Below are 25,951 nucleotides of genomic sequence, written 5' to 3' on the forward strand. Positions count from 1 at the left end.
TGATGAACGCCTCGGATTATGGATGGACGCTGCGCCGTCGCGCGCAGCCAGGTTGGCTTGATCGTCGCGGCTTTACGCTGATCGAGTTGATGATCGTCGTTGCGATCGTTGCGATTCTTGCAGCGATCGCCTATCCCAGTTACCTCGATCAGATGGTAAAGACGCGCAGAAAAGCCGCTGCCGGTTGCCTGATGGAGGCGGCGCAGTTCATGGAGCGCTACTACACCGTCAGGCTGACCTACGCCGGTGCTAATCCAGTGCTGGCGTGCCAGACGGACGTCGCTGCCTCTTATTCGATTCCGGCGCCGGGCACCGCTACTGCTACTGCCTACACGTTGACTGCAGTCCCCCAAGGGGCGCAGGCGACCCACGACACCGCCTGTGCGACGTTGGGCATCAATCAGGCGGGCGTCAAGACCATTACGGGCAGCGCATCCTCGGTCGGAAAATGTTGGTAGCCATTGAAACGCGATTGACTCACCCCAGCGCCTTGCCTCGGGATTGGGTCGTTCGTGCGTAGGCTGGTTTGTTGAGTGAAACGACCAACGATACGCGGTTGGCCTGCGAATCGTGGTTCTCGGCTGGTTCGTGACAGAAATGAATCGTCGCCGCGAGCCGGATGGATGCCTGTACCCGAACGGTTCGAGGCGGTGCTTCGTTGTCTTGTGGGCTCGAACAAGTCAGGGTTTGGCTGCGGCCTAGCGTCCATCAAGCCAAAACCCCGCGGTCTCCCGCAGGGCTTTGACTTGTCTGGCTCCCCGAGCTGGATTCGAACCAGCGACACACGGATTAACAGTCCGTTGCTCTACCGACTGAGCTATCGGGGAATTGGAGGGGCGCGCATGATCGTCAGTCCGCGCCGGGCTGTCAAGCTGAATGCGTCGGTCGATGCGCTGGCCGATGTGTTGGTGAGCTTGAAGCGTCGGAGTCGGGGGTGGTCCAGTCGCTCGCAGTCCATTGGGTTGGGCCGGGGAGTTCCTGGTCGACGAAGTCGGGGTGTAGCAGCTGCACTTCCCAGACCACGTCGACGCCGTGGCTGCTGCCGACGCCGAGCGGGGGCAGCAGGTTGGTGAAGATCGGCTCGAAGTCGACGTCGCCGTCGATGTGGTCTTGGAGCGGGCTGCCGGCCGGGACGTGGGGCAGGAACTGCTCGAAAAGCACCACGGCTTGCAGCGGGTGGGCAAAGCTTCTGGTCTTGGTTTCCTTGCCGGACTTCTCGCGGTATTGACCTTTCTCGCGGTTGGCGGCGACCACGCGCAGGGTGCTGCGTTCGAGCGGCACGCGCGCTTCGCCTTCCACCAGATTGCGTGCCGCCACGCGCTCGCCGCGGCGCGGTGTTCCCACGCCGGAAGCGAGGCCGATGCGCATGTAGCGGCGCAATCGGGCGCGGATGGCGATCCACAGACCGACACCGAGGAACCCGCTGCCGGCCAGCGATTTCAGCATCGGCGATTCGGAGCCATCATCGCCGCTGTGGTCGTACCAGTAGATCTGCGACTCGGGCACGAACTGGTCGTGCATGCCGACTGCGGCGTTGCCAGTGCCGACGACGCCGGCGATCGCGAGCAGCAGTTTCGCGATCAGGCGGTCCTTCGGCGAGAGTGCGCGCAGGTTGGCGGCGAGCGAATACTGGTCCGGCGGCTCGATCCATGCGGATGCCTGCGCGGTGTTTGCGAGTGGTCGGCGTTGCGGCAGTTCCAGCGCGGTTTCGAGCGTGGTGTCGAAGATCACGCCGTCGTCGACACGCAGCCGGGCCAGCAGGCGGATGTCGATGTGCTGGCCTTGGAAGGCGTAGGCGTGTTCCGGAAACTGCGCGATCGGTACGCGCAGCCGCGTGGCGCTGATGCGCAGTGGTTGTTCCAGCAGCGTCTCGCCGCTGTCGACGCCGGAGGCGCGTTTGACATCGACCTGAATGCGCAGCGACAGCTCGGCGTCGTGTCCGATCAGATGCGGCGGGATGCCGTCGAGTTCGCAGCTGACCTGGTTGCCGCCGAGTCCGCGATCGATGCGCGCGCTGAAGCCGGTGTTCATTGCGGATCACTCCGCCGATACTCGACGAACTCGAACGAGTACGGGTGACGCGCATCAGCGGCGTGCGTTTCGGCCCCCACCCGCAGCCAGCCATCGGCATCGATCGGTGGAAACCAGGCATCGGCTTCGGTCAATGCGACATCGACGTGGGTGAGGTGCATGTACGCCGCCAGCGGCAAGGCCAGGGCATAAACCTCGCCACCGCCGATCACGAAAAGGCGTTGCTGGGCTTGCTCCCGTGCTTCTTGCAGCGTCGCGACCGCGATCATGTCCGCGTACGGCACCCTGCCGCTGCGCGTGAGCACCAGGTTCTTGCGCCCGGGCAGAGCACGGCCGATCGACTCGGCAGTCTTGCGGCCCATCAGGATGGTGTGGCCCATGGTCAGCGCCTTGAAGCGCCTGAGGTCGTCCGGCAGCGACCACGGCAAGCGGTTCTGGAAGCCGATGGCGCGGTTGCGGTCGAGCGCGGCAATGATCGAAATTTCGTTCACGCGCGAAGCTTACGCGAGATGGCGGCGGCGATCAGCGGCCCCTGGCCGCAAAGCGAGCTCGAGCACGCGGCGTACTGCGGTCGGCAGTGCCAGATCTGCGAAAGCCTCGCGCGCGTGCCATTCGTAGGTGCTCTCGGCGACTGCCGGGGTGTTGCCGACCTGCAGCAGCAGCGGATGGATGTCGAGCTTGAAATGCGTGAACTGGTGTCGATAGGTCCGGACCCAAAGCGCCTCGCCGAGCGTGGTTCCGTGGCGCGTCGCGGCGAACAGGGCATCGTCGATCGAGGCGAACTCGGGCAGCCCGAGCAGGCCACCCCAGATCCCGTTCGGCGGGCGTCGCTCGAACAGCACGCGCTCGGCGCGGTCGAGCAGGACCAGCATCACCACCTCGCGCTCGGGAATGGCCCGACGCGGCTTCGGGGTCGGCAATGCGTGCACGCGGTCGCGCGCCAATGCCAGGCAATCGTCACGCAACGGGCAAGCCGGGCAGCTGGGGCGACGCGGCGTGCACACGGTTGCACCGAAGTCCATCAGTGCCTGGGTGTAGTCGGCCAGGCGCTGCTGCGGTAGACGCGATGTGGCCTCCGACCACAAGGCGCGCTCGACTGCGGGCAGGCCCGGGAAGCCCTCGATGCCAGCGTGGCGCGCAAGTACACGCTTGACGTTGCCATCGAGAATTGCGACGCGATCACCATGCGCCTGCGCCAGGATCGCCGCTGCAGTGCTGCGGCCGATGCCGGGCAGCGCCGTGAGTTGCTCCAGCGTGCGCGGCAGCTGGCCATCGTGATCCGCGACGCAGGTCTGGGCGGCGCACCGCAAATTGCGGGCGCGGCTGTAATAGCCGAGCCCGGACCAGCACGCGAGCACATCGTCCTGCTCCGAACGTGCGAGCGCTGCGATATCCGGGAAGCGCTGCACGAAACGTTCGAAGTAGGGCACTGCAGTGGCGACCCGGGTTTGCTGCAGCATCACCTCGCTGAGCCAGACGCGGTAGGGCGTGCGCGGATGCTGCCAGGGCAAGTCGTGACGGCCGTGGCGATCGAACCAGTGCAGCAGCCGCGCCGCGAACGTGGGGCCCCTCATGCGTGGCCGGCGGGTTCCGGCAGCAGTCCGTCGACGAACTCCTCGGCATCGAACACGCGCAGGTCGAGGATGCCCTCGCCGACACCGATGAAACGGATCGGCACGCCGATCTCGCGCGCCAGCGCGAACACCACGCCGCCCTTGGCGGTGCCGTCGAGCTTGGTCACCACGAGGCCGGTCAGCCCCACGCTCTGATGGAACTGCCGCGCCTGATTCAGCGCGTTCTGGCCCGTGTTGCCGTCGATCACCAGCAGGGTTTCGTGCGGTGCGGTAGCGTCGAGCTTGCCGATCACGCGCTTGACCTTGGACAGCTCATCCATCAGCCCGGCCTGGGTGTGCAGGCGACCGGCGGTATCGGCGATCAGCACATCGACCTGACGCGACTTCGCCGCAGCGAGCGCGTCGTAAATCACCGAAGCGGAGTCGGCGCCGCCGCCCTGGGCGATCACCGGAACCTGGTTGCGTTCGCCCCAGGTCTGCAATTGTTCGACCGCGGCGGCACGGAAGGTGTCGCCGGCGGCGAGCATCACTTCCAGCCCTTCGCGCTTCATCCACTTGGCGAGCTTGCCGATGGTGGTGGTCTTGCCGGCACCATTGACGCCGACCACCAGCAGCACGAACGGGCGCACGCCCTCCGCCAGTTCCAGCGGCTTTTCGACCGGGCGCAGCATCGCCACCAGTTGCCGGCGCAGTTGCGCGAACAGCGCGTTGGCGTCGGCGAATTCGCGCGCCTGCATGCGCCGGCGCAGGTCATCCAGCACCTCGGCTGTCGCCTTGACCCCGACATCGGCGCCGAGCAGCGTGGTCTCGAGCTGATCCAGCAGATCCTCGTCGAGCTTGGGGTGCGACGACAACAGAGCGCTGACCTGGCGCCCGAGCAGGCTGCCGCGCAGGCGATCGCGCCAGGTGGGCGCGGATGCAATCGCCGCACCCTCCTGAGGAGGAGGCGCGGGAGTCGGCACGGCTTCTGCGGCCGGCGTGATGTCCGGCTTGCGTTTGAAGAATCGGAACATCGGAACTCCTCGAATGCGAAAAATGCTAGCAGGGACCGCGATGGCTTGATTCAGGCGCGGCAAGGGAGTGCAATCGGCGCCCACCCAATGGAGTGCGCCCATGCGTCAAGTCCTTGTTCTGCTCGCGGCCCTGGTCGCGATGGCCGTCGGCCCGATCGTGCATGCGGGCAAGTACGACTCGGTGGTCAAGATCGTGAACGAGTCATTGTGGGACATCCATCACCTGTACCTGTCTTCGGTGGACGATGAGGAATGGGGCCCGGACCAACTGGGCGATGCGGTCATTGGCAGTGGCGAGACCTTCCAGCTGCGCGGCATTCCCTGCGACGACTACGATGTCCGCATCGTCGATGAGGACGGCGATTCCTGCGTCGTTGGTGGCGTCACCCTGTGCGGCGGCAAGGACTCGTGGGTCATCACCGACGAAGACCTGCTGACCTGCCAGGCCGTCACCGACGAATGAAGCGCGCACCGGGTCGCGTCCGCATCATCGCGGGGCGGCTGCGCGGTTCGCGCATCGACGTGCCCGACCGCCCCGGGCTGCGGCCAACACCGGATCGGGTGCGCGAAACACTGTTCAACTGGCTGGCGCCGGTGATCGAGGGCGCGCGAGTACTGGACTTGTTCGCCGGCACCGGCGCGCTTGGCATCGAAGCCTTGTCGCGCGGCGCCGCCGAAGTCGATTTCGTCGAGTCTGATCGCGCCTTGGCGGAAACCTTGCGCGCGACATTGGCGCGCCTGAAGCAGAGCGCGGAAGTGAAGCAACTGCCGGCCGAGACTTTTCTGCTCGGCCCACACGCGCCGTATTCGCTGGTTTTCCTCGATCCGCCGTTCGCGGCGGAGCTTTGGGTCGGCGTGGCCGAGCGCCTGGAGCAGCGCGGCCTGCTGGTCGATGGCGCGCGCGTCTATGTCGAGTCGCCGCGCCAGTTGACCCCGGCGCTGCCCGCGAATTGGCAGCTGTTGCGTGAGATGCAGGCGGGGGAGGTACGCGCGGCGCTCTATCGGCGTGTCGCGCCGGTCGGGTAAGCTCGCGGCCGGTAAACCCGACCGAGCCACGCCGTGCCCACGTATTCGCCTCGTATCGCGGTATATCCCGGTACTTTCGACCCGATGACCAACGGACACACCGACCTGGTGCTCCGTGCCGCGCCGCTGTTCGAAAAGCTCTACGTCGCCATTGCCGAGAGTCCGGGCAAGGGACCTGCCTTTCCATTGGCCGAGCGCATCGATCTGGCGCAACAGGCGATCGGCCCGCTGGCCAATGTCGAGATCGTCGGATTCGACTCTTTGCTCGCCGAGTTCGTGGGCGTAATCGGCGCCGGAGTGATCCTGCGCGGTTTGCGTGCGGTATCGGATTTCGAGTACGAGTTCCAGTTGGCGAGCATGAACCGCCATCTGATCCCGCGCGTCGAAACCCTGTTCCTGACGCCAGCCGAGCAGTACAGCTTCATTTCGTCGTCGCTGGTGCGCGAAATCGCACGGCTGGGCGGCGATATCTCGGGTTTCGTCCATCCCGCGGTCCAGCAGGCCTTGAAGACCCGCTGGTGCGCCGCACAGTAGATCCAGTCCATTCCGGGGAATTCCATGACCAAGAACATCCGAATCGCTGCCGCATTGTTGCTTTCGCTGCTCGCTCTCACTGCGTGCAAGAAAGAAGAACAAGCCAAGCCTGCCGCTGCCGCCGTCGCGGTGACGATGCCGACCGACCCGAACGACACCGCGGGCTGGAAGAACTACCTGGTCGGCATCGCCAAGCAGAACATGGAAGGCATTCGCCAGCGCCCATACATGTACTACGTGCCGGCGGGTGATACGCCCGAGGTCATCGAGCAGGCAGACCGTCAGCAGTCCGACATCACCGATGTGATCGGCCGCGGCATCCTGCCCGGCAACATGATCGCTTTCGGTTCGCCGAATTCAACGCGCATGGCCGACATCATCATCGAAGCGTTCAAGGTATCGCGCCCGGCCTCGCTCAAGGACGTGCGCGTGCTGTTCATCGGCGCCGTGGCCGACGAGCAGCGCGTGCGTGATGCGGTGGCGCCGAGCGCCGCCGAGTTCGTGTTCGTCGAGGCGAAGTAGGTCGCAGTGCCGAACCTGCCCCTCTCCCGGAGGGAGAGGGGTTGGGGTGAGGGACGACGGAGCGCGGACGCCGCAGCCCGGCTGTCCCTCATCCGGCCCTTCGGGCCACCTTCTCCCGAGGGGAGAAGGGAAAAGCCGCACCGATCGCGCGATAATGCCCCGATGGCCCTGCTGATCAACGAACTCTGCGTCAACTGCGACGTCTGCGAACCGGTTTGCCCGAACCGGGCGATCACGGCCGGGAAGTTCATCTACGAGATCGACCCGACGCTGTGCACCGAGTGCGTTGGCCATTTCGACGAACCGCAGTGCGTTGCGGTGTGTCCGGTCGAGTGCATCGAGCCGGATGCGATGGTGCCGGAGACGCGCGATCAACTGCTGGCCAAGTATGCATTGCTGATGCGGCAGGAGATCAAGGCATGAGGATTCTTCGATGGGCGTGGCTGGCGGCCCTGTGCGTGGGCGCGAGCGTCGGCGCGGAGACCCCTGCAGCGCCCGGCAAGGCGGCCATCGCCAGTGCCCATCACCTGGCGACGGATGCCGGTTTCGAGGTGCTGGCCGCAGGCGGCAATGCTTTCGATGCCGCAGTCGCGGTGACCGCCGCGCTGGCCGTGGTCGAGTCTTCGTCGAGCGGCATCGGCGGCGGCGGCTTCTGGTTGCTGCACCGAGCCAGCGACGGCAAGCAGGTGATGATCGATGGCCGTGAGACGGCGCCGCTTGCGGTCGATGCCAAGGCTTATCTCGACGGTAACGGCTTGCTCGATCGCGACAAGAGCGTGAATGGCGCACTTGCCGGCGGCATTCCCGGGGAGCCTGCAGCGATGGTGCACCTGGCCGAGCACTACGGACGCCTGCCACTGAAGCGGTCGCTGGCGCCGGCAATCCGCATCGCGCGCCAGGGCTTCCCGCTTGAGGAGCGGCTGCGCGGCATGCTGGCGATGCGCAAGGAGGTGATGCTGCGTTACCCGACATCGCGCGCGGTGTTTTTCCCGAACGGAGAATTGCCAGCGCTCGGCACGATCATTCGTCAGCCGGATCTGGCGCAGACACTGGAACGCATCGCCGATCGCGGTTTCGCTGGCTTCTACCAGGGCCGACTGGCGCGACGTCTGGTCGACGGCGTACGTGCCCAGGGCGGCAACTGGACGCTCGCCGATCTTGCCAGCTACAAGGTGGTAGAGCGCGAGCCGCTGCGCTTCCGTTATCGCGACTGGAACATCATCAGCGCGTCGCCGCCGTCTTCGGGTGGCGTGTTGTTGGCGACGATCCTGAACATCCTCGAAGGCTACGATCTTGGCTCGATGCCACGGGTCGATCGCATCCACCTCACGGTCGAGGCGATGCGGCGCGCCTATCGCGACCGCAGCTACATCCTCGGCGATCCCGACTTCGTGCCGATGCCGATCCGCCTGCTGACCAGCAAGGACTACGCGGCCGGGCTGCGCAGCTCGATTCGCCTGGACCGCGCCACGCCATCAAGCTCGTTGCCGGAGGGGCGCGTGGTCGATGGCGGCACCGACACCACGCATTTCTCGATCATCGATGCCGAGGGCAATCTGGCCGCGGTCACCGCCAGCGTCAACCTGCCGATGGGCTCAGGCTTCATCATCCCCGGCACCGGCGTGCTGTTGAACAACGAGATGGACGACTTCGCGCTCGCCGCCAGCCAGGCCAATGCCTATGGCCTGGTCGGTACCGACGCGAACGCGCCCCGGCCCGGCAAGCGCATGCTCTCGACGATGTCGCCGACGATCGCGTTCGGGCCGCAGACGACGGCGGTGATCGGCACGCCCGGTGGTTCGCGCATCGCGACCATGGTCCTGATCGGTCTGCTCGAAGTGTTCGAAGGCAAGACTGCGACCGAGGTCGTGGCCGCGCCGCGCTTCCATCACCAGTACCTGCCCGATGCGATCTCCGCCGAGGCGGGTGCACTGAGCCAGGACGAAGCTGCCAGCCTGCGCGCGCGCGGCCATGTGCTCAGCGATGGCGAGCGTCCCTGGGGCAACATGCACCTGGTGGTGTGGGACCGCAAGGCGAACACGCTCTCGGGTGGCGCCGATCCGCGTGGCGGCGTCGGCTCCACGGGCGTGCATTGAGGCGGCCGCGATGACGATCAAACTCTGGTCGATCCTCGGCAACAGCCAGAAGCTGGATGGCGGAGCGATGTTCGGCAATGCGCCCAAGGCGGTGTGGGCGAAGTGGATTGCGCCGGACGCGCAGAATCGCATCCCGCTCGCGTGTCGCGCGCTGTATGCCGAGGGCGTGAACGGCAAGCGCGTGCTGTTCGAGACCGGCATCGGCGCGTTTTTCGATCCGAAACTGCGCGAGCGCTACGGCGTGGTCGAGGACCGCCACGTGCTGCTCGATTCATTGGCGGCGATCGGAGCGAGCGACTCAACCATCGACGCGGTCGTGATCTCGCACCTGCATTTCGACCATGCCGGTGGGCTGCTCGCGCCATGGCAGGAAGGGCAGGCGCCGCAGCTGCTGTTTCCGCAGGCGCGCTTCATCGTCGGCGCCGAGGCTTGGGCGCGCGCGCAGGCGCCGCACCCGCGCGACCGCGCATCGTTCATCCCCGAGCTCTGCGCCTTGCTCGAAGCCTCGGGACGCCTTGAAATCGTGACCGGCGAGCGCTGCGACACGCTCGGTAGCGACGTGCGTTTCAGCTATTCGAATGGCCACACGCCGGGGCTGATGCTGGCCGAGATCGGCGGTGATGGCGGTGTGGTGTCCTGTGCCGACCTGATCCCGGGCCGCGCCTGGGTGCATCTGCCGATTACCATGGGCTACGACCGCAATCCGGAGTTGCTGATCGACGAGAAGCGCGCCTTCCTCGACGACAAGCTGGCCCGTGGCGTACGCTTGTTCTTCACCCACGACCCGGACTTCGCCCTGGCCGAGCCGAGCCGCGACGCCAGCGGCCGCTACGGCAGCAGCGCGCCGGTCGCGGAACTTTTTTCCCTGCAACTGCACTGAACCCACGCCCTCGAACCCGACCACTGGAGATCGCACCGATGATGTTCAAGCTCGCCCCGCTCGCCCTCGCCCTGATCGCGCTGACCAGCCTGCAGCCCGCGTTCGCCGAGGACGCACACGCCGAAGCCGCCCATGCCGCGCCCGCGCCCAGTGTGAACGCTGCCGGCGGCTACGGCGAGGTGATCCCGGCTGAAGCCAAGTCCGACGCCCTGGGCGCGGTGCTGGGTCGGCTTGATGCCGAACACAGCAGCATCGACGGCGTCTTCAGCGGTCGCGTTGGCAAGGTCTGCCAGAAGCAGGGTTGCTGGATGCAGTTGCTCGACGGCGAACAGAGCGCGCGGGTGATGACCCAGCACAAGTTCACCCTGCCCAAGGACTTTTCCGGCAATGCCGTGGTCAGCGGCAAACTCGAGCGCATCGAGTTGAGCGAGAAGGAAGCCAAGCACATGGCCGAAGACCAGGGCCAGGCCTTCGATCCGGCGGCATCGCGGGTCGAATACCGCATCCAGGCACTGGGCGTTGCCGGCCTGAACTGAGGTGAGTTCGGACCATCTGGCGGAGCGCCGCGCATTTCTCAGGCGCAGCGCAGGTTTGGGGCTGGGTGCCTCGCTGCCGCTGGCCGGCATGTTCGGTCTGGCTGGATGCCGTGCGCGTGGCGAGGCCCCGGCCGCAGCCTCGTCGCGCATCGGCTATGGGCCCTTGCGTCCGATCGCAGACGAAACCACCGGTGCGCACTTGCTGCGTCTGCCCGAGGGCTTTCGCTATCGCAGCTTCGGCTGGGCCGGCGAGGCGATGCAGGGTGGCATGATCCCGACCGCGCATGACGGCATGGGCGTGGTCTCCGCTGTCGGTGCCCGCTGCACGCTGATCCGCAACCATGAAGTCATTACCTCGGAAGGCAGTTTCGGCGATTCGTCGCTGCAGTACGACGCGCCCGCCAGCGGCGGCTGCGTCGCATTCGATTTCGATGGTGACCGCGGCGAAGCCAGCGGTTTCCGCGCGGTGCTTTCCGGCACCTTGCAGAACTGCGCTGGCGGCGTGAGTCGGCGCGGCAGTTGGCTGAGTTGCGAGGAAATGACCTTCGATCCGCACGCCGGCATCGATGATCGCGGCCAGCATCGTCCGGAGTTGAGCAAGCCGCACGGTTTCGTGTTCGAGGTGTTTGCCGACGGACTGCGCCCGCCGCAGATCATCGAAGCCATGGGTGCCTTCAAGCACGAAGCGGCGGCGACCGATCCGCACACTGGCCATGTCTACCTGACCGAGGACGGACGCGGAGTTTCGGGCTTCTATCGCTACATTCCGGAGGACCCGGAACAACTGGCGCGCGGCGGGCAGTTGTCCATGCTGGCCGCTGCGGGCCGCAGTGACCTGCGCCGCGGCGTGACTGTCGGCGCAACGTTCGACGTGCGCTGGCTGCCGATCGAAGACCCGCGTCGGCTGAGTTCTCCGACTGCGGTGCAGAGTGCGGCAGTGGCCGAGCAGGGGCTGCGCCAAGGCGCGACTGCCTTCGCGCGGCTCGAAGGCTGCTACATCCACGGCGATGCCATCTTCTTCACCTCGACCTCGGGCGGCGACCTCGGCATCGGCCAGATATGGATCTATCGGCCACGCCAGGAAACGCTGAGCCTGCTGTTCGAGTCGAAGTCGGCGAAGACCATGGATTACCCGGACAACCTCTGCGTGACGCCGCGTGCTGGTCTGTTGATCAACGAGGACAACGACAGCGGCAAACCGCAGCGCATGATCGGCATGGATGGCGAAGGGCGCGCATTCGACTTCGCCGAAAGCAATGTCGTGCTCGCCGGCGAGTTCGGCTTCCGCGGTGATTTCCGCTTCGAGGAGTGGTGCGGCGTCTGTTTCTCGCCGGACGGTCGCTGGCTGTTCGCCAACTGCTACACGCCGGGATTCACGGTAGCGATTACCGGCCCTTGGGAGCGCGGACCGCTGTAGCGTGGGAGCGGCTTGCCTGCCGCCGTGATCCCATCACCGCCAGGCCGATCCATCCGCATTGCGTTCCGCGAAATACAGCCCGGCCCAGAGTTTCGGATCGAGCGGGTAGCCGGCCGTTCCCTTCGAGACCAGCCACGCGGCGGCATCGCACAGCGGAACCTGGTGCACGATGATGTTCTCGCTCTCGTCGCCGCCGCCGCAGCCGACCCGCGTCAGTCCGGTGGCGCGCACGAAATGTGCGATCTCGGTACTCAGCCCCGACGACACCGGTCCTCCGGTGATGTAGTCGAGACGCGCGGCGGCGTAGCCGGTCTCCTCGACCAGTTCGCGCGCAGCGCTGGCGAGTGCATCTTCGTGCTCGCTGCCGGCGAGATCGCCGATCAATCCGGCCGGCATCTCGATGGTTCTCGCATCCAGCGGCGGCCGGTGCTGCTCGACGAACAACAACTCGTCGCCAGCAGTCAACGCGACGATGATGACTGCGCCATGCGGGTTGGCGCGCTCGACGAATTCCCAGCTGCCGCGCCTGCGCACATTCAGCCAGCGTCCGTTGAAAAGCAGTTCGGTTTCCGTCATGGTGCGCGCCCCTTGGGTTCTGCGGTCATGCTAGCGGCCCGGTTTCTGCAGCGGCAATGGGTTGCGGCGCGTGAAACTTCCGCGTTGCTCGCAGGTCTGATCGCCATCCTGTTTCGAGGAATCCTCATGTATTTCGAACATCGCCTGCTGCTCCTGATTCTGGCCTGGCTCATCGCGGCACCGCCGGCACTCGCCGAGGACGCGGCTGTGCCGCCGCTGCTGGCCCGTCCCAAGGCCGGCCCGGTGGCCGCGGCAAGGGTTCCCACCGAGATCGAGAACAAGATCGATCTGGTCAGCGATGCCCTGACCCTGACGCGCTTGGCCAAGCAGTTCGAGCTGGAGAAGGACTGGCGTCACCAGGCCTATGCCTTGCAGAAGCTGTTTGCGCTGCGCCCGATGCAGGGACCGATCGGCTACGAACTCGCGGCGGCCTACGCGCGGCAGGACAACAAGCGCAATGCCTACGATCTTCTGGTGCGTCTGCAAGCGCAGGGCTACGCCTACGCGCCCGAGCTGGATGCGCGCTTCGACAAGATCAAGGGCACGCGCGTGTGGGACTACATCGTGCTCAATCTGCAGGCCAACCAGAAGGCGTTCGGCGGCGGGTCCCCGGGGTTCGATCTTCCCGGCGGCGACACCCTGATCGAGTCGGTCGGTTACGACCCGGTGCGCAAGCGTTTCCTCGCGGCATCGGTACGCGACGGCTCGATCAATCTGGTTGATGAGTCCGGCAAGGTGACGCCCTTCATCCAGGCCGATGCCGCGAATGGACTGCTCGCCGTGTACGGCCTCGCGGTGGATGCCAAGCGCGATCTGCTGTGGGTGATCGGCAATGGCGTGCCGCATCGTCTGGGTATCCAGGCCGCAGATTTCGGCAAGGCCGTGCTGTACCAGTTCATGCTGTCGAGCGGCGCTTTTGTGGGGAAGGTCGAGACTCCGGCCAACCACCGGCCGTCGATCCTGTCGTCGATTGCTCTGTCACCGTCCGGCGGGGTCTACGTCGCCGATGGTCCTGCCCGCCGCATTTACCGACTCGCTGGCGATCAGCTGGAGCAGGTGGTCGAGAATCCGAAGCTGACCAGCATTCGCGGCTTGGCCTTCAATGACGATGGCAGCAAGCTCTTTTTCGCCGACTACGACCTCGGGTTGTTCGGCATCGAGATGAACACTGGCAAGGCATTCGCTGTGGCGCCGCATGCCAACCTCAGTCTGTACGGCATCGAGGGGCTGGCCTTCTGGAAGGGCCAATTGCTGGCGGTGCAAAACGGCTTTCCGCCGAACCGGGTGATGCGTCTGGCGCTGGATGAAACCCAGACCCGGGTGACGCACGCCCAGGCGCTGGATGCCGCCAAACCGGAATTCGGTACGCCGACACAGGGCGTTGTGGTCGGCGACGAATTCTGGTTCATCGCCAACACCCAGCGCGGACAGTACGACCGTTACGGCGTGCCCAAAGATGTTGCTGCGCTGAAACCCGTGCACGTGTACCGCAGCGATATCAACTTCGCCATCGACAGCGGCAAGGCAGTGGTGACCCCCGCCGCCCAGCCGATGGCGCCAAAGCAGTAAGCCGCTCGATCAGTCGAAGCGTTGCCGCCACTCGCGGCAGCGCCTTCGCGTCAGGGGACCGAACTTGAGCTGGTCGAGCGTCGCTTCCAGCGCCTTCATGTCCGGCGCCGCGCAGGCGTAGTCCACCGCAGCCATCGGTACCGGTGCATCCAGGGCGATGCGGCTGAGCAGGCGGAACAGCAACGCATCGTCGCGACCCTTGCGCAGCTTCTCGGCGATCTGGGTGGCCCCGCGCAGGCGCAGGAACGGCACTTCCTCGACGCGCTCGAGCAAGGCATCGAGCGAACCGAAATGGCCGATCAAGGTCGCAGCGGTTTTCGGCCCGATGCCATGGATGCCGGGGATGTTGTCGACTGCATCGCCCATCAAGGCCAGGTAGTCGGCGAACTGCTCGGGGCGGATGCCGTACTTGCGCTTCACGGCGGCCGCATCGGTTTTTTCCTTGCGGCTGACGTCGAAGATCAGATCATGCTCGCCGACCAGTTGCGAGAAGTCCTTGTCACCGGTGATCAGCACGCCTCGGAAGCCCTGGGCGCGCAACACATGCAGGGCGCTGCCGGCAAGGTCGTCGGCCTCGTATTCACCATCGACCAGTACGCGCAATCCGAGCGCATGGCACAACTGCTTGCAGTACTCGAATTGCGTGGCCAGGTCCGCGGGCGGCAGCTCGCGATTGGCCTTGTAGGCGGGATACAGTCGATTGCGGAACGAGGTCGTCAGCGATTCGTCGAAGCAGACCGCGGCATGCCCGGGCTTTTCGTCATGCAGCAGGGTCAGCAGGGTGTTCAGGAAACCGAACACCGCATGCACCGGGCGTTCCTCGACATCGAAGAACTCCGGCGATACCGAGAAGTAGGCGCGGAAGACGTAGATGCTGGCGTCGATCAGGTAGACCGGCGTTTGTGCGCTCATGGCTGCCACTCGCGGTACTTCGCGGTGAAGTCAGGTCGCGCCCGATTCGGCCCATCGCCTTGCGGCGTGCCGACATGCACGAAGGCGATTACCTGCTCGTCGGCAGCGAGTCCGAACAGCGCTGCGGCCTCGGGGTCATAGGCCGGCCAGCCGGTGATCCATTGCGCGCCGAAGCCGAGCGCCTGCGCGCCAAGCAGCAGGTTGTAGGCGACGCAGCCGGCCGACAGCAGTTGTTCCAGGGTCGGGATTTGGTGGCCCACCTGCTGGCGTGCAACCACGACCAGGCAGAGCGGCGCACGATCGAAGCGCGCGCGGTCCTTGTCCAGCACCGCGGCATCGGCATCGGGCTGGCGCGCCAGCGTGATCGCGGCCAGACGTGCGCCCAGCACGCTGCCCGCTGCGCGTGGCACGCCGATGATTCGGAACGGCTCAAGCTTGCCGTGGTCGGGCACGCGCATCGCGATTTCAACCAGTTCGCGCAGCTGCGCCGGGTTCGGTCCGGGATCGACCAGCTGCCGCGATGGGTGGGAGCGGCGCTGCCTGAGCAACTCGATCAAGCTCATCTGGACCTCCGGTGCGGGTGCGCAGTGTAGCGATGCCGGTTCCCGCAGCGTCGCTGCATCGGCTAGCATCGGCGCTTCACCGGCGGAAGGAATGGGGACGAGCATGCCCGTCATGGTTGCCACGCTGCGCGAAACCGCAGCGAATGAACGACGCGTCGCATTGACGCCAGAAATCGCGAAGAAGCTCAAAGCCCTTGGGGCCGAGGTGCGCATTGAAACCGGCACCGGCGTCGATGCCGCGATGCCCGACGATCTCTACAAGGACGCATCCGCCGTGGCTTCCGCCAACGACCTGTTGACCAAGGCCGATGTCGTGCTTGCGGTGCAGCCGCCGGAGAACGATCGCATCGCGAAGATGCGCGAGGGCACGGTGCTGATCTCGATGCTGCAGCCGCATGCCTCGCCCGAGCGCGTGAAGCTGTTGCGCGACCGCAAGATCACCAGCTTCTCGATGGAGTTGCTGCCGCGCACGACGCGTGCCCAGGCGATGGACGTGCTGTCCTCGCAGGCCGGCATGGCCGGTTACAAGGCAGTGCTGATCGCGGCCCAGGCTGCCCCGAAGTTCTTTCCGATGCTGACCACCGCCGCCGGCACCATCCGACCGAGCAAGGTGCTGATCATCGGTGCCGGTGTCGCCGGCCTGCAGGCGATCGCGACCGCGCGCCGTCTCGGTGCCCAGGTCGAAGGTTTCGACGTGCGCCCGGAAGTGCGCGAACAGATCGAATCGCTCGGCGCCAAGTTCCTCGACCTCGGCGTTTCCGCGGCCGGCACCGGCGGTTACGCCCGCGCACTGACGCCGGAAGAACAGGCCGAGCAACAGAAGCGACTCGGTGAGCACGTGCGCGGCATCGATGTGATCGTGACCACCGCCGCGATCCCTGGGCGCAAGGCACCGCGCATCATCACTGCCGAAATGGTCAAGGGCATGAAGCCCGGCGCCGTGATCGTCGATCTGGCGGCCGAGACCGGCGGCAATTGCGAGCTCACCCAGCCGGGCGAGACCGTGGTCGTCGGCGGGGTTTCGGTGATCGGGCCGCTGAATCTGGCGAGCATGGGCGCGATCCACTCCAGCGAAATGTACGCGCGCAACCTGTTCAATTTCCTGAGCCTGATGCTGAAGGACGGCGCGCTGAGCCTGGACTGGTCGGACGAGCTGATCGAAAAGACCTGCCTGACGCATGCCGGCGTCATCAAGCACGAACCCAGTCGCGTCGCAGTCGAAGGCGCTGCCCCGGAGAAGCAATCATGATCGACGGATTCCTTGCGCTGTACATCTTCCTGCTGGCCGCCTTTACCGGTCACGAAATCATTTCGCGCGTGCCGGTGATCCTGCACACGCCGCTGATGTCCGGGTCGAACTTCGTTCACGGCATCGTGCTGGTCGGTGCGATGGTGGCGCTGGCGCATGCCGATACGCCGATCGGCAAGGTCATCGGCTTCATCGGGGTTGCGCTTGGCGCGGGCAATGCCGCCGGCGGCTACGTCGTCACCGAGCGCATGCTCGAAATGTTCAAGTCGTCGAAGGGGAAGTAAGCGATGAACCTCGACATGGCAACACTGTTTTCGCCGGCGGTGCTCACGAACATCGCCAAGGCGAGCTACTTCATCGCCGCGGTGCTGTTTATCCTCGGCATCAAGCGCATGGCCAGTCCGGTGACGGCACGCAAGGGCATCGTCCAGGCCGGTATCGGCATGGTGCTGGCCACCGTCGCGACGTTTGCGGTGACCGGCGGCCACAACATCGGCCTGATCCTCGGCGCGATCGCGGTCGGCGTGATTCCGACCTGGCTGTGGGGCAAGAAAGTCGCGATGACCGACATGCCGCAGATGGTCGCCCTGTTCAACGGCATGGGCGGTGGTTCGGCGGCGGCGATCGGTGCCGGCGAAATGATCAAGCACGTGCATGAAGGTTCGGTGCCGAGCAAGACCACGCTGGTGCTCGCCATCGTCGGTGCGCTGATCGGCGCGATCTCGATGTCGGGTTCGGTGATCGCCTGGGCCAAGCTCGACGGACGCATGGACCGGCGCTTCACCTTCCCCGGGCAGCAGTACTTCAACCTGCTGTTCTTCATCGCGACGCTCGCGCTCGGCGGCATGCTGGTAATGCAGCTCGACACGACGATCATCGTCGCGTTCTTCGTGATGGCGCTGCTGGTCGGTATCTTGATGACACTGCCGATCGGCGGCGCCGACATGCCGGTGGTGATCTCGCTGTACAACGCATTCACCGGTCTGGCCGTCGCCTTCGAAGGCTATGTGATGCAGAACGAAGCGCTGATCATCGCCGGCATGGTCGTCGGCGCCGCTGGCATGTTGCTGACGCAGCTGATGGCCAAGGCGATGAACCGCCCGATCAGCGGCGTGCTGTTCAAGAACTTCGGCGGTGGCGGACAGTCCGCCACCGACATCAAGGGTTCGATGAAGCCGATCGAAGCGAGCGACGCCGCATCATTGCTGTACATGGCCGACAAGGTCGTGATCGTGCCTGGCTACGGTATGGCGGTGGCGCAGGCGCAGCACAAGATCTGGGAGCTGTGCAAGCAGTTGCGCGAGCGCGGCAAGGAAATCAAGTTTGCCATCCATCCGGTCGCTGGCCGCATGCCCGGGCACATGAACGTGTTGCTCGCCGAAGCCGGCGTGCCCTACGACCTGATCGTCGACATGGACGAGATCAATCCGGAATTCTCGACCACCGATGTGGCGATCGTGATCGGCGCCAACGACGTCGTGAACCCGGTCGCGAAGACCGACAAGAGTTCGCCGATCTACGGCATGCCGATCCTCGACGTCGCCAACGCGCGCCAGGTGATCGTGATCAAGCGCGGCAAGGGCGCCGGTTTCGCCGGCATCGAGAATGCGCTGTTCTACCAGGACAACTGCAAGATGCTCTACGCCGACGGCCAGGCCGCGGCGGCATCGCTGTCGACCGAGCTGAAGCAGATTGATGGGGGCGGTGGGCATTGATTCGCTGCACCGGAGTCATCGCACGTGATTCGCATCCTTGGCGAGATCCGTGACATCGAGATCATCGCTCAGGGCTCCGGCATTCGCGAGCTGGCCGCACTGCGTGATCGTTACGGGCAAGGGTTGTGGCGCAAGAAGAAGGGAATTGCACGAATCGAAGCGACCGATGGCCGCTTCGGGGTCGCGGAAGTACACTGGTACGAAGCCCACGGGATCGGCAAGGTCAAGCTGAAGGTGAAGCGATGGCTCGATTCGTAGTCTGTGCCAGCAGAGAGTTCGGTGACGTGTCGGGCGACGACCTCACCGTAGGCCGCATCTATGAAGTGCTGGCGACGGAGCGCGACTGGCTCCGGATTGTTGATGATTCCGGCGAAGATTTTCTCTACCCTGCAGTGTGTTTCGAGGACGTCTCTCTGTCGGATGAAGCGGCCAAGCGGCTTCACGATGCGCTGCACAGGCTGGCAGCCTGACGATGGCGCGGACGGTTCGCTGCGCAAGACTGGGCCGTGACGCCGAAGGCCTCGATTTCGCGCCCTATCCGGGCGAGATCGGCGCGCGCATCTACAACGGCATCTCGAAGGAAGCCTGGGCGCAGTGGTTGGCGCACCAGACCATGCTGATCAACGAGAACCGCCTCTCGCCGATGGACCCGAAAGCCCGCAAGTACCTGCGCGAACAGATGGAAGCCTTCCTGTTTGGCGGCGGCGGTGACGCGGTCGCGGGCTACGTGCCGCCGCCTGGGTGATGCACACGAGTGATTGCGGCTAGCATGCCCGGTCGTGGTGCCAGTGCTCGCTGGCTCGGGGTTCGAAGCTCATGTTGCATACGCTGGAAGTGGCTGCGCTGCGCGTCTGGATGCGCCTGTTCGGGATGACGACGGCGATGCTGCCGTTTCGTTGGCCGCGGGCATTCGAGGGCAGCGATTCGTCGCTTGAACTGGTCCGCTTCATGGCCGCGAGCCGGCATCGGCGCGTGCTGGTGGTGACCGACGCGGTGTTGCTCAAGCTTGGTGTGCTCGATCGCATCCTCGCCGAACTCGATACGCTCGGCGTCGCGCATGTCGTGTTTGATGGCGTCGAGCCGAATCCGACCGTGGCCCAGATCGAGGCCGGCTATGCGGTGCTGCAGGCCCATGGTTGCGAAGCGATCCTCGCGGTCGGCGGCGGATCGCCGATCGATGCCGCAAAGCTGATCGGTGCGCTGGCGCGCAACCGCAAGCCGGTGGTGAAGTTTGCCGGGCTGTTCCGTGCCTGGCGCGGGATGCTGCCGCTGTACGCGGTGCCGACTACGGCAGGGACCGGGTCCGAGTGCACGATCGTGGCGGTGGTCACCGACCCCGTGCAGCGGCGCAAGTTGCCGGCGGTGGATCTGGCGCTGATGCCAACGGCCGCCGCGCTCGACGCGTCGCTGATGACCGGGTTGCCGGCACACATCACTGCGGCCACCGGCATGGATGCGTTGACGCACGCGGTCGAAGCCTTCGTCTCGCGCATTGCTCGACACAAGACCGACGTCAAGGCACTGGAGGCGGCCAGCCTGATCCTGCGCTACCTGGAGCGCGCAGTGGCCGACGGCTGCGATCTCGAGGCGCGCCAGCAAATGGCGCGCGCCTCACACTTGGCCGGGATCGCGTTTACCCAGGCGGGGGTCGGCTACGTGCACGCCATCGCGCACCAGTTCGGCGCCATGTACCACACGCCGCATGGACTGGCGAACGCGATTGCGATGCCGCATGTGCTCGACGTTTCCCTGTCGCACTGCTCGCATCGGTTGGCGCGCATGGCGCGCCACTGCGGCATCGGGGCCGAAGGTGCGAGCGACCACGAGGTGGCCCTGGCATTCATCGCGCGCATCCGCGCCATGAATGCACGCTTCGGCATCCCCACGACGCTGGCCAGCCTGCGTGCCGAGGATGTCGATGCGATCGCCGACGCGGCGATCGCCGAAGCCCGCTTCACCTACGCCGTGCCGCGCTACCTGCGGCGCAGCGCGGCGCGGGAACTGGTTTCCAGGATGCTGCCGACGCCGCAGGCGGCGGCCTGAAGCTCAGCGATCCTGGTCTTCCTTGCGGATGCGCTGGCGCTCGATCTCGGCCATGTAGGGTTTCAGTTCTTCGATGCGTGCTTCGACGCGGGCGCGCTGGTAGTAGTCGATGCCGGGGCGCTCGAGCAGGCGCTTGAGCTGCTCCATGGCGTCATAGGGTCGGCCAGTGTAGAGCGCCACCTCGGCGTGTGCTTCCAGCGCGCGGGTTTCTTCGCCGGCCAGCTCGCAAGCGCGGGCGAACACCGCTTGCGTCGATGGGTCGGCTCCGTTGCGTGCGAGCAGCGGCCGCAGTACTGCCATTGCGCGCTCACCGCCAGACTTCCCGCCGACGGCGTTCAGCGTCTCGGCATGCGCCAACTGCACTGCGCGATGGTCGGGCGCAAGTTCCGCCAACGCCTGCAAGGTCTTCAATGCGCCCTCGGTATCGCCGGCAATGCGGCGCGCTTCGGCGCGCGGCAGCAGGAAGGCGATTTCGGTCGGTGCCGCCGCGAGCAATGTGTCCAATTCCTCGCCAGCGGCCTTGGCCTGGCCCGAGCGCAGCAACGCGATCGCCAGTCCATAGCGCAGAGCCGTGGCCTGGCTGGCATCGGCGTGCCGCAGCTGGTCGCGATAGATGCCGACCAGTTTCGCCGGTTCGCTCGCGGTGAGCACGTGGGCGCGTTCGCGCATCAGCCGGAAGCGTGCTTCATTCGCCGCTGATTCGGTGACCGTGGGCGGGTCGCGGCGGATGGTCTCGACGCGGTTTTTCGCCTCGGTGATGCGCGCTGTGGTGACCGGGTGCGTGCGCAGGAACTCGGGCACCTCGCCGGTGTTGTTCGAGCGTGTTGCACGCCCCATGCGGCCGAAAAATCCGGCCATCGCCTCGGGGTCGAAACCGGCCTTGGCCAGGGTGAATATGCCGATGCGGTCGGCTTCGTATTCGTTGTGACGGGTGAAGTTGATCGCTTGTTGCTGCAACAGGCCCATGCCGCCGATCAGAGCCGCTTCGGTGCCGTCGCCGGAGCTGTTGCGCGAGGCCAGTACCGCACCGAGCATGGCCAGCGCGATCGGCAGCGTCGCCTTCTGCATCGACTCGTAGGCGCGCACCAGGTGGCGCTGGGTGACGTGCGCGACTTCGTGCGCCAATACCGCCGCGACTTCGCTCTCGCTCTCGGCCGTGTGCATCAGGCCGACGTTGAGGCCGACGAAACCACCCGGGGCGGCGAATGCATTGATGTCGTTGGAGCGCACCACGAAGAAGGTGAACTCCTGCTCGGGGCGTTCGCTCAGAGCAACCAGGCGATAGCCGAGCGCGTGCACGTAGTCGGCGATCAGCGCGTCTTCCAGCACCAGATCGACGCGGCGCATCTCGTAGAGCATGCGGGCACCGTACTGGTATTCCTGTTCGGGGCTGAGGATCTCGCCAGCCGAGGAGCCGATGTCGGGCAAGGGCACGTTCTGCGCAAACGCGAACGGTGTGCACAGTGCGAAGGCTACAATCGCGGAAAGGGTACGGGCGGGCACGGGGTCTCTCATTGTCCGGCAGACCGCGCTAGCCTAACCCGAGATCCGTTAAGGCCGTGCACATGCGCTTTTCGCTGTTCATCCAGGATTCCCCGGACGCCGGTACCGCCGTCGCAAGCGCTCTTGGTTTCGCGATTGCGGCGCTCGCTGGCGGGCATGCCATTCGCCAGGTTTTCCTGCACGGCGACGGCGTGCGCGCGGCGCAGGCCGGTGCCGATCTCGATGCCGACCTGTGGGCGTTGCTGGCGCTGGCGCGGCAGCACCGGATTCCGCTGCTGGCGTGTTCGACCTGGCTGGAGAAACTCGGAGTCGAGCCAATCGCGTCGGTCCAGCGCGGCAGCCTCGGGCAGTGGTGCGATGCGCTCGACGAGGTTGATCGGGTCGTGAGCTTCCGCGCATGAAGCGGGTGGCGATCCTGTTTACCCATGGCCCCTGGCGTGGCGTCGACGCCGCCGCCGGCATCGATGCCGCGCTGTCGCTGCTGGCATTCGAGCATGAGCTGCAAGTGGGCTTCATCGGTGCCGGAGTCGAGATGCTGTGTGGCAGTGCCGACGGCGACGAACGCAGCCAGCGCCACCGCATGATCGCCGGGCTGCGCCACCATGGCGCCAGCATCATGGTCGCCAGCCGCGAGTGCCTTGAATCGCGGTCACTGCAGCCGCATCTGGATGGCCTCGACATTCTGCCGCGCGCCCGCTTCGCGGCGTGGCTCGCAGGAAACGATCATGTCCTCTGCTTCTGACACTCTGCATTGCATCGTGCGCGCTCCTGCCGAAGGCGAAACCTGGGCGGTGATGCTGGCCCTGCTCGCGCCGGGCGACGCACTGCTGCTGCTGCAAGACGGCGTGCGTGCCGCGTTCCAGCCTGGAATCACCTTGCCGGCCGGGGTCAGCGGGCATGTGCTGATGGGCGACGTGCTCACGCGCGGGCTGGACCCGCAGGCCATCCTTGGCTTCAGTGCCATCGACGAAGCCGGTTTCGTCGCGTTGGCTGCGGCGAAGTCGCGCCAGGTGTGCTGGGCATGAACCGCATCGAATTCGCGGGGCACAGCATCGAACTCGATGAACGCGGCTATCTCCGCCACTTCGCTGATTGGAGCGAAGCGCTGGCGACTCACCTCGCAGCCGCAGACGGCATCAACCTTGATGCCGAGCGTTGGGAAATTCTGCATTTGCTGCGCCGCCACCACGAAGAATTCCGAATCGCCCCGCCGATGCGGCTGCTGGTCAAGGAAGTCGGTCGCCAGTTGGGTGCGGACAAGGCCAGCAGTCGTTACCTGTACCGGTTGTTCCCTGATGGGCCGGCGCGCCAAGCCTGTCGCTATGCCGGACTGCCCAAGCCAGTGAGCTGCATATGAGGGGAGTCCTGATCTATTCGACTGCCGCCTGCCCGTATTGCGTGGCGGCGAAGAACTTCCTGGCCAGCCGGGGTCTGGCCTACGACGAGGTGCGTGTCGACCGCGATCGTGCCGAGTTCGAGACCATGCTTCGGCGCAGCAGCGGACGCCGCACCGTGCCGCAGATCTTCATCCATGATCGACACGTCGGCGGCTATGACGACCTGATGAAATTGCATCGCAACGGAGAACTGGATTCATGGCTCACGAACACACCGTAACCGACGCCGCTGGTGATCGCGTCGCCGCTTTCACCGATTTCCGCAAACGCATGAACGAACGCATCCTGGTCGAGGACAACCAGGTCGTGCGACGCTTCTTCGCGCTCGACACGCAGACCTACAAGCCCGGCGCGCTCGACCTGAAGACCAAGGAGTTGATGGGACTGGTCGCGTCGATGGTGCTGCGTTGCGACGACTGCATCAGCTATCACGTTGCTCAATGCCGCGAGGCCGGGGTGAGTCGCGACGAGTTCTTCGAGGCATTCAGCGTCGGGCTGGTTGTCGGCGGATCGATCGTCATCCCGCACCTGCGCCGCGCCGTGGATTTCCTCGACCAGCTCGAATCCGCTGCTCCCGACGCTGACGCCTGAGCGGACGCGACCCGGCATGCACTCCTGGTTCGATCCACCGGCAGACGGGTTTGCGAATGCGCGCTGGTTCGCGACCGACCTGCACCTGCCCGGGCGCTGGGTCGGTTTCCTGCAACTTGACGATGCGGCACTCCAGCGCAACGTGTTTCTCGACAGTCGCATCGATGCACCCTGGCAGCGCTGCGTGCAGGTGCCTTTCGACGCGCTGGCGCAGCAGTCGTGGCCGCAGACGCGGGTGGGCTGGCTGTTCCACACCTCGTTCTGCTGCTCGACCCTGCTCGCACGCATGCTGTTTTGCGCGCCCTACTGCACGGCATTGCGCGAGCCGATGTTGCTGCGTCGGTTGGCCGATGCCCGATTTGCGGACTGGCCGCTCGCAGGGGCCATGGATCTGCCCCTGCGCCTGCTGGCGCGACCCTGGCACGACGATGCGACGGTACTGATCAAGCCCACCCATGCGGCGCTGAACATCGCCGCCGACCTGCTTGATCTGCGCCCCGGCGAACGAGCGTTGGTGCTGACTTCCAGACTCGACGACTTCATCGTCAGCAACATCAAGAAGACACCGGAGACCCATGCCCGCATAGGCGAACTGGTTGCGCGGGCACTGAAAGCGCTTGGCATGTCGCGGCCGCCGCACCCGCCGCCGGACTTGCTGTGTCAGGTGGCCTTGCAGTGGGCGGCACAGATGCTGCTGGTGGATCGCCTGCTGGACCGATTTGGTGCGGCACGCGTGCGTGTGCTGCAGGAGCGGGTGCTGCTCGCCGATCCGGTGGCCGTTTCCGCTGCGGCCAATGCCTGGCTGCAACTGGGCATACCTGCTGCGATTTTGTCCGAGCAGGCGCTGCGTGCCGGCGCGCTGCATGCGAAAGCGGAGACGCGGCCCTACGGACTCGCACAACGCGAGCATGAAGCGTCCATCCTGCGCCAGCACTATGGCGCCGACATCGCGCGTGCACTGCGCTGGGCTGACCGGCACCTGGCGCCATGGCTGGCCGAGGTCGGGCGCTTGCACGAGCGTCCGGAGTTTGCGTTGGCCTGAAGCGGGGCTGGTCGCCGCGGCACTGCCACTGAACCCTGGCTGCATCGGCGCCGCCTTCGAATCTGGCAATTGCGCGGTGGCGTCGGGATAATCGCGCCCCCTTTGCGGCCGCATGCCGCCTTTTCAGGACGCTCCCCATGACCCACACCATTGCGGTGATCCGCGGCGACGGCATCGGCCCCGAAATCATGGACGCGACCTTGCGTGTCCTCGATGCACTGCAGTGCGGTTTCCAGTACGACTTCGTCGATGCCGGCATGGTCGCGCTGGAGAAGCACGGCGAACTGCTGCCGGCGCCGACGCTGGAAGCAATCGCCCACCACCGCGTCGCGCTGAAGAGTCCGCTGACCACGCCGGTCGGCGAGGGCTTCAGTTCGATCAACGTCGAATTGCGCAAGCGCTTCGACCTGTACGCCAACGTGCGCCCTGCGATCAGTTTTCCGGGCACCAAGTCGCGCTACGAGAATATCGATCTGATCACCGTGCGCGAGAACACCGAAGGCGCCTACATCGGCGAGGGCCAGGCGTTGTCGGCTGACGGCCAGGTGGCGACGCTGACGCAAAAGGTCACGCGCCGTGGCTCCGAGCGGATCGTGCGCTACGCCTTCGATCTGGCGCGCACGGTCGGACGCAAAAAGGTCACGGTGGTGCACAAGGCCAACATCCTGAAGTCCACCTCTGGGCTGTTCCTGCGCGTCGCGCGCGAGGTCGCGGCCGAGTACACCGATCTCCAGATGAACGAGATGATCGTCGACAATTGCTGCATGCAACTGGTGATGAACCCGCACCAGTTCGACGTGATCGTCACCACCAACCTGTTTGGCGACATCATCTCCGACCTGTGTGCCGGCTTGGTTGGCGGTCTCGGGCTCGCACCGGGTGCGAACATCGGTACCGACGCGGCGATCTTCGAAGCGGTGCACGGCTCGGCGCCGGACATCGCCGGCAAGGGCGTCGCCAACCCGGTGGCGCTGCTGCTTGGAGCAGCGCAGATGCTCGATCATTTCGGCATGATCGAGAAGGCGACCCGGTTGCGCGCCGCGATTCGCCAGGCCATGGCTGCACGCGAGGGCGTGACCCCGGATCTCGGCGGAAGTGGCAGCACGTCGAGCTTTGCCGACGCGATCATTTCGCGCATCTGAGCGGCGGTCCATCGCCTGTT

The 25,951-nt window shown here is 65.7% G+C and carries 34 protein-coding genes and 1 tRNA gene; 26 read left to right on the forward strand and 9 right to left on the reverse strand.

Translation table 11 applies throughout. The features are described 5' to 3' along the window. Positions 1-2 precede the first annotated feature (2 nt). The gene (locus tag IPG63_11200) at positions 3-458 is read left to right on the forward strand and encodes a prepilin-type N-terminal cleavage/methylation domain-containing protein (protein MBK6727813.1); all 456 of its coding nucleotides are present in this window, start codon (positions 3-5) and stop codon (positions 456-458) included. Positions 459-751: 293 nt separating this feature from the next. Here the strand turns inward: IPG63_11200 and IPG63_11205 are convergent. The 5 genes from IPG63_11205 to ftsY form a co-directional block, all read right to left on the reverse strand. After that, positions 752-827 (reverse strand) — tRNA-Asn (locus IPG63_11205). A gap of 40 nt (positions 828-867) precedes the next feature. Beyond that, positions 868-2,031 carry a hypothetical protein gene (locus IPG63_11210; protein MBK6727814.1) on the reverse strand — a complete coding sequence of 388 codons (1,164 nt, stop codon included), beginning with the start codon at positions 2,029-2,031 and terminating at the stop codon, positions 868-870. Next, entirely contained in the window at positions 2,028-2,513 is a 486-nt protein-coding gene (locus IPG63_11215) for a dihydrofolate reductase (protein MBK6727815.1), read from the reverse strand. The genes IPG63_11210 and IPG63_11215 overlap by 4 nt, the downstream gene beginning before the upstream one ends. Before the next feature lie 18 nt (positions 2,514-2,531). Further along, the gene (gene mutY, locus IPG63_11220) at positions 2,532-3,605 is read right to left on the reverse strand and encodes an A/G-specific adenine glycosylase (GenBank protein ID MBK6727816.1); all 1,074 of its coding nucleotides are present in this window, start codon (positions 3,603-3,605) and stop codon (positions 2,532-2,534) included. Continuing rightward, positions 3,602-4,618, reverse strand: a complete 1,017-nt coding sequence (gene ftsY / locus IPG63_11225; GenBank protein ID MBK6727817.1) for a signal recognition particle-docking protein FtsY — start codon at positions 4,616-4,618, stop codon at positions 3,602-3,604. The genes mutY and ftsY overlap by 4 nt, the downstream gene beginning before the upstream one ends. 100 nt (positions 4,619-4,718) lie before the next feature. Between ftsY and IPG63_11230 the strand changes: the two genes are divergently transcribed. From IPG63_11230 to IPG63_11270, 9 genes are all read left to right on the forward strand, one after another. Beyond that, the gene (locus IPG63_11230) at positions 4,719-5,081 is read left to right on the forward strand and encodes a hypothetical protein (GenBank protein ID MBK6727818.1); all 363 of its coding nucleotides are present in this window, start codon (positions 4,719-4,721) and stop codon (positions 5,079-5,081) included. Continuing rightward, positions 5,078-5,644 carry a 16S rRNA (guanine(966)-N(2))-methyltransferase RsmD gene (gene rsmD / locus IPG63_11235; GenBank protein ID MBK6727819.1) on the forward strand — a complete coding sequence of 189 codons (567 nt, stop codon included), beginning with the start codon at positions 5,078-5,080 and terminating at the stop codon, positions 5,642-5,644. The genes IPG63_11230 and rsmD overlap by 4 nt, the downstream gene beginning before the upstream one ends. A 33-nt stretch (positions 5,645-5,677) precedes the next feature. Then, the gene (gene coaD, locus IPG63_11240) at positions 5,678-6,178 is read left to right on the forward strand and encodes a pantetheine-phosphate adenylyltransferase (protein MBK6727820.1); all 501 of its coding nucleotides are present in this window, start codon (positions 5,678-5,680) and stop codon (positions 6,176-6,178) included. 24 nt (positions 6,179-6,202) lie between these two features. Beyond that, positions 6,203-6,700 carry a hypothetical protein gene (locus IPG63_11245; protein ID MBK6727821.1) on the forward strand — a complete coding sequence of 166 codons (498 nt, stop codon included), beginning with the start codon at positions 6,203-6,205 and terminating at the stop codon, positions 6,698-6,700. Positions 6,701-6,862: 162 nt separating this feature from the next. Next, entirely contained in the window at positions 6,863-7,123 is a 261-nt protein-coding gene (locus tag IPG63_11250) for a YfhL family 4Fe-4S dicluster ferredoxin (GenBank protein ID MBK6727822.1), read from the forward strand. Beyond that, a complete protein-coding gene (ggt, locus tag IPG63_11255; protein MBK6727823.1) occupies positions 7,120-8,796 on the forward strand; it encodes a gamma-glutamyltransferase in 1,677 nt (558 codons plus the stop codon). The genes IPG63_11250 and ggt overlap by 4 nt, the downstream gene beginning before the upstream one ends. A gap of 16 nt (positions 8,797-8,812) precedes the next feature. Then, complete coding sequence (locus tag IPG63_11260) at positions 8,813-9,676, forward strand: MBL fold metallo-hydrolase (protein ID MBK6727824.1); 864 nt, start codon at positions 8,813-8,815, stop codon at positions 9,674-9,676. 38 nt (positions 9,677-9,714) lie between these two features. Beyond that, complete coding sequence (locus tag IPG63_11265; GenBank protein MBK6727825.1) at positions 9,715-10,212, forward strand: DUF4920 domain-containing protein; 498 nt, start codon at positions 9,715-9,717, stop codon at positions 10,210-10,212. Position 10,213: 1 nt separating this feature from the next. Then, the gene (locus tag IPG63_11270; GenBank protein ID MBK6727826.1) at positions 10,214-11,629 is read left to right on the forward strand and encodes a DUF839 domain-containing protein; all 1,416 of its coding nucleotides are present in this window, start codon (positions 10,214-10,216) and stop codon (positions 11,627-11,629) included. A gap of 33 nt (positions 11,630-11,662) precedes the next feature. Here the strand turns inward: IPG63_11270 and IPG63_11275 are convergent, their stop codons facing one another. Beyond that, positions 11,663-12,205 carry an NUDIX hydrolase gene (locus IPG63_11275; protein MBK6727827.1) on the reverse strand — a complete coding sequence of 181 codons (543 nt, stop codon included), beginning with the start codon at positions 12,203-12,205 and terminating at the stop codon, positions 11,663-11,665. A 126-nt stretch (positions 12,206-12,331) separates the two neighbouring features. On the opposite strand from IPG63_11275, the gene IPG63_11280 reads away from it, so the two are divergent. Beyond that, complete coding sequence (locus tag IPG63_11280; protein ID MBK6727828.1) at positions 12,332-13,774, forward strand: hypothetical protein; 1,443 nt, start codon at positions 12,332-12,334, stop codon at positions 13,772-13,774. A 9-nt stretch (positions 13,775-13,783) separates the two neighbouring features. Here IPG63_11280 and IPG63_11285 read toward each other — a convergent pair whose 3' ends face one another. Then, positions 13,784-14,686, reverse strand: a complete 903-nt coding sequence (locus tag IPG63_11285) for an exodeoxyribonuclease IX (protein MBK6727829.1) — start codon at positions 14,684-14,686, stop codon at positions 13,784-13,786. Continuing rightward, on the reverse strand, positions 14,683-15,249 hold the full coding sequence (locus IPG63_11290; GenBank protein ID MBK6727830.1) for a nitroreductase: 567 nt from the start codon (positions 15,247-15,249) through the stop codon (positions 14,683-14,685). Before IPG63_11290 ends, IPG63_11285 begins: the two co-directional genes overlap by 4 nt. A gap of 103 nt (positions 15,250-15,352) precedes the next feature. Between IPG63_11290 and IPG63_11295 the strand changes: the two genes are divergently transcribed. The 7 genes from IPG63_11295 to IPG63_11325 all read left to right on the forward strand — a co-directional run bounded on the left by IPG63_11295 (position 15,353) and on the right by IPG63_11325 (position 20,256). Then, positions 15,353-16,498, forward strand: coding sequence for a Re/Si-specific NAD(P)(+) transhydrogenase subunit alpha (locus IPG63_11295; protein ID MBK6727831.1), 1,146 nt, complete (start codon positions 15,353-15,355; stop codon positions 16,496-16,498). Next, positions 16,495-16,782, forward strand: a complete 288-nt coding sequence (locus tag IPG63_11300) for an NAD(P) transhydrogenase subunit alpha (GenBank protein ID MBK6727832.1) — start codon at positions 16,495-16,497, stop codon at positions 16,780-16,782. The genes IPG63_11295 and IPG63_11300 overlap by 4 nt, the downstream gene beginning before the upstream one ends. Positions 16,783-16,785: 3 nt before the next feature. Further along, entirely contained in the window at positions 16,786-18,213 is a 1,428-nt protein-coding gene (locus tag IPG63_11305) for an NAD(P)(+) transhydrogenase (Re/Si-specific) subunit beta (GenBank protein ID MBK6727833.1), read from the forward strand. Positions 18,214-18,237: 24 nt separating this feature from the next. Further along, a complete protein-coding gene (locus IPG63_11310) occupies positions 18,238-18,471 on the forward strand; it encodes a hypothetical protein (protein ID MBK6727834.1) in 234 nt (77 codons plus the stop codon). Next, entirely contained in the window at positions 18,456-18,683 is a 228-nt protein-coding gene (locus IPG63_11315; protein MBK6727835.1) for a hypothetical protein, read from the forward strand. The genes IPG63_11310 and IPG63_11315 overlap by 16 nt, the downstream gene beginning before the upstream one ends. 2 nt (positions 18,684-18,685) lie before the next feature. Next, entirely contained in the window at positions 18,686-18,958 is a 273-nt protein-coding gene (locus IPG63_11320; GenBank protein MBK6727836.1) for an oxidative damage protection protein, read from the forward strand. A gap of 71 nt (positions 18,959-19,029) precedes the next feature. Further along, on the forward strand, positions 19,030-20,256 hold the full coding sequence (locus tag IPG63_11325) for an iron-containing alcohol dehydrogenase (GenBank protein ID MBK6727837.1): 1,227 nt from the start codon (positions 19,030-19,032) through the stop codon (positions 20,254-20,256). Positions 20,257-20,259: 3 nt separating this feature from the next. Here the strand turns inward: IPG63_11325 and IPG63_11330 are convergent, their stop codons facing one another. Beyond that, positions 20,260-21,759 carry a M48 family metallopeptidase gene (locus IPG63_11330; protein MBK6727838.1) on the reverse strand — a complete coding sequence of 500 codons (1,500 nt, stop codon included), beginning with the start codon at positions 21,757-21,759 and terminating at the stop codon, positions 20,260-20,262. A 62-nt stretch (positions 21,760-21,821) separates the two neighbouring features. Here IPG63_11330 and IPG63_11335 point away from each other — a divergent pair, with 62 nt between their 5' ends. The 8 genes from IPG63_11335 (at position 21,822) to IPG63_11370 (ending at position 25,931) form a co-directional block, all read left to right on the forward strand. Continuing rightward, complete coding sequence (locus tag IPG63_11335; protein MBK6727839.1) at positions 21,822-22,160, forward strand: DsrE family protein; 339 nt, start codon at positions 21,822-21,824, stop codon at positions 22,158-22,160. Beyond that, positions 22,157-22,501: a DsrE family protein gene (locus IPG63_11340; protein ID MBK6727840.1), complete on the forward strand. Its 345-nt coding sequence runs from the start codon at positions 22,157-22,159 to the stop codon at positions 22,499-22,501. The genes IPG63_11335 and IPG63_11340 overlap by 4 nt, the downstream gene beginning before the upstream one ends. Continuing rightward, positions 22,485-22,784, forward strand: a complete 300-nt coding sequence (locus IPG63_11345; protein ID MBK6727841.1) for a sulfurtransferase TusB — start codon at positions 22,485-22,487, stop codon at positions 22,782-22,784. The genes IPG63_11340 and IPG63_11345 overlap by 17 nt, the downstream gene beginning before the upstream one ends. Further along, a complete protein-coding gene (locus tag IPG63_11350; protein MBK6727842.1) occupies positions 22,781-23,116 on the forward strand; it encodes a TusE/DsrC/DsvC family sulfur relay protein in 336 nt (111 codons plus the stop codon). The genes IPG63_11345 and IPG63_11350 overlap by 4 nt, the downstream gene beginning before the upstream one ends. Beyond that, the gene (gene grxC, locus IPG63_11355; protein ID MBK6727843.1) at positions 23,113-23,376 is read left to right on the forward strand and encodes a glutaredoxin 3; all 264 of its coding nucleotides are present in this window, start codon (positions 23,113-23,115) and stop codon (positions 23,374-23,376) included. Before IPG63_11350 ends, grxC begins: the two co-directional genes overlap by 4 nt. Continuing rightward, on the forward strand, positions 23,355-23,747 hold the full coding sequence (locus IPG63_11360) for a carboxymuconolactone decarboxylase family protein (GenBank protein MBK6727844.1): 393 nt from the start codon (positions 23,355-23,357) through the stop codon (positions 23,745-23,747). Before grxC ends, IPG63_11360 begins: the two co-directional genes overlap by 22 nt. Positions 23,748-23,763: 16 nt before the next feature. Continuing rightward, the gene (locus IPG63_11365; protein ID MBK6727845.1) at positions 23,764-24,789 is read left to right on the forward strand and encodes a hypothetical protein; all 1,026 of its coding nucleotides are present in this window, start codon (positions 23,764-23,766) and stop codon (positions 24,787-24,789) included. Positions 24,790-24,926: 137 nt separating this feature from the next. Continuing rightward, positions 24,927-25,931 (forward strand): isocitrate dehydrogenase, encoded by a 1,005-nt coding sequence (locus IPG63_11370; GenBank protein ID MBK6727846.1) that lies wholly within the window; start codon positions 24,927-24,929, stop codon positions 25,929-25,931. The last annotated feature ends 20 nt before the right edge of the window (positions 25,932-25,951 follow it).

The sequence above is a fragment of the Lysobacterales bacterium genome (genome assembly GCA_016703225.1).
Classification (GTDB): domain Bacteria; phylum Pseudomonadota; class Gammaproteobacteria; order Xanthomonadales; family Ahniellaceae; genus JADKHK01.

Excerpts from the sequence above, each read along its gene's own strand:
- IPG63_11200 (MBK6727813.1), top strand. The coding sequence starts at position 3 with ATGAACGCCTCGGATTATGGATGGACGCTGCGCCGTCGCGCGCAGCCA.
- IPG63_11210 (MBK6727814.1), bottom strand. The coding sequence starts at position 2,031 with ATGAACACCGGCTTCAGCGCGCGCATCGATCGCGGACTCGGCGGCAAC.
- mutY (MBK6727816.1), bottom strand. The coding sequence starts at position 3,605 with ATGAGGGGCCCCACGTTCGCGGCGCGGCTGCTGCACTGGTTCGATCGC.
- ftsY (MBK6727817.1), bottom strand. The coding sequence starts at position 4,618 with ATGTTCCGATTCTTCAAACGCAAGCCGGACATCACGCCGGCCGCAGAA.
- IPG63_11230 (MBK6727818.1), top strand. The coding sequence starts at position 4,719 with ATGCGTCAAGTCCTTGTTCTGCTCGCGGCCCTGGTCGCGATGGCCGTC.
- rsmD (MBK6727819.1), top strand. The coding sequence starts at position 5,078 with ATGAAGCGCGCACCGGGTCGCGTCCGCATCATCGCGGGGCGGCTGCGC.
- IPG63_11245 (MBK6727821.1), top strand. The coding sequence starts at position 6,203 with ATGACCAAGAACATCCGAATCGCTGCCGCATTGTTGCTTTCGCTGCTC.
- IPG63_11250 (MBK6727822.1), top strand. The coding sequence starts at position 6,863 with ATGGCCCTGCTGATCAACGAACTCTGCGTCAACTGCGACGTCTGCGAA.
- ggt (MBK6727823.1), top strand. The coding sequence starts at position 7,120 with ATGAGGATTCTTCGATGGGCGTGGCTGGCGGCCCTGTGCGTGGGCGCG.
- IPG63_11265 (MBK6727825.1), top strand. The coding sequence starts at position 9,715 with ATGATGTTCAAGCTCGCCCCGCTCGCCCTCGCCCTGATCGCGCTGACC.
- IPG63_11275 (MBK6727827.1), bottom strand. The coding sequence starts at position 12,205 with ATGACGGAAACCGAACTGCTTTTCAACGGACGCTGGCTGAATGTGCGC.
- IPG63_11280 (MBK6727828.1), top strand. The coding sequence starts at position 12,332 with ATGTATTTCGAACATCGCCTGCTGCTCCTGATTCTGGCCTGGCTCATC.
- IPG63_11285 (MBK6727829.1), bottom strand. The coding sequence starts at position 14,686 with ATGAGCGCACAAACGCCGGTCTACCTGATCGACGCCAGCATCTACGTC.
- IPG63_11290 (MBK6727830.1), bottom strand. The coding sequence starts at position 15,249 with ATGAGCTTGATCGAGTTGCTCAGGCAGCGCCGCTCCCACCCATCGCGG.
- IPG63_11295 (MBK6727831.1), top strand. The coding sequence starts at position 15,353 with ATGCCCGTCATGGTTGCCACGCTGCGCGAAACCGCAGCGAATGAACGA.
- IPG63_11300 (MBK6727832.1), top strand. The coding sequence starts at position 16,495 with ATGATCGACGGATTCCTTGCGCTGTACATCTTCCTGCTGGCCGCCTTT.
- IPG63_11305 (MBK6727833.1), top strand. The coding sequence starts at position 16,786 with ATGAACCTCGACATGGCAACACTGTTTTCGCCGGCGGTGCTCACGAAC.
- IPG63_11315 (MBK6727835.1), top strand. The coding sequence starts at position 18,456 with ATGGCTCGATTCGTAGTCTGTGCCAGCAGAGAGTTCGGTGACGTGTCG.
- IPG63_11320 (MBK6727836.1), top strand. The coding sequence starts at position 18,686 with ATGGCGCGGACGGTTCGCTGCGCAAGACTGGGCCGTGACGCCGAAGGC.
- IPG63_11325 (MBK6727837.1), top strand. The coding sequence starts at position 19,030 with ATGTTGCATACGCTGGAAGTGGCTGCGCTGCGCGTCTGGATGCGCCTG.
- IPG63_11335 (MBK6727839.1), top strand. The coding sequence starts at position 21,822 with ATGCGCTTTTCGCTGTTCATCCAGGATTCCCCGGACGCCGGTACCGCC.
- IPG63_11340 (MBK6727840.1), top strand. The coding sequence starts at position 22,157 with ATGAAGCGGGTGGCGATCCTGTTTACCCATGGCCCCTGGCGTGGCGTC.
- IPG63_11345 (MBK6727841.1), top strand. The coding sequence starts at position 22,485 with ATGTCCTCTGCTTCTGACACTCTGCATTGCATCGTGCGCGCTCCTGCC.
- IPG63_11350 (MBK6727842.1), top strand. The coding sequence starts at position 22,781 with ATGAACCGCATCGAATTCGCGGGGCACAGCATCGAACTCGATGAACGC.
- grxC (MBK6727843.1), top strand. The coding sequence starts at position 23,113 with ATGAGGGGAGTCCTGATCTATTCGACTGCCGCCTGCCCGTATTGCGTG.
- IPG63_11360 (MBK6727844.1), top strand. The coding sequence starts at position 23,355 with ATGGCTCACGAACACACCGTAACCGACGCCGCTGGTGATCGCGTCGCC.
- IPG63_11365 (MBK6727845.1), top strand. The coding sequence starts at position 23,764 with ATGCACTCCTGGTTCGATCCACCGGCAGACGGGTTTGCGAATGCGCGC.
- IPG63_11370 (MBK6727846.1), top strand. The coding sequence starts at position 24,927 with ATGACCCACACCATTGCGGTGATCCGCGGCGACGGCATCGGCCCCGAA.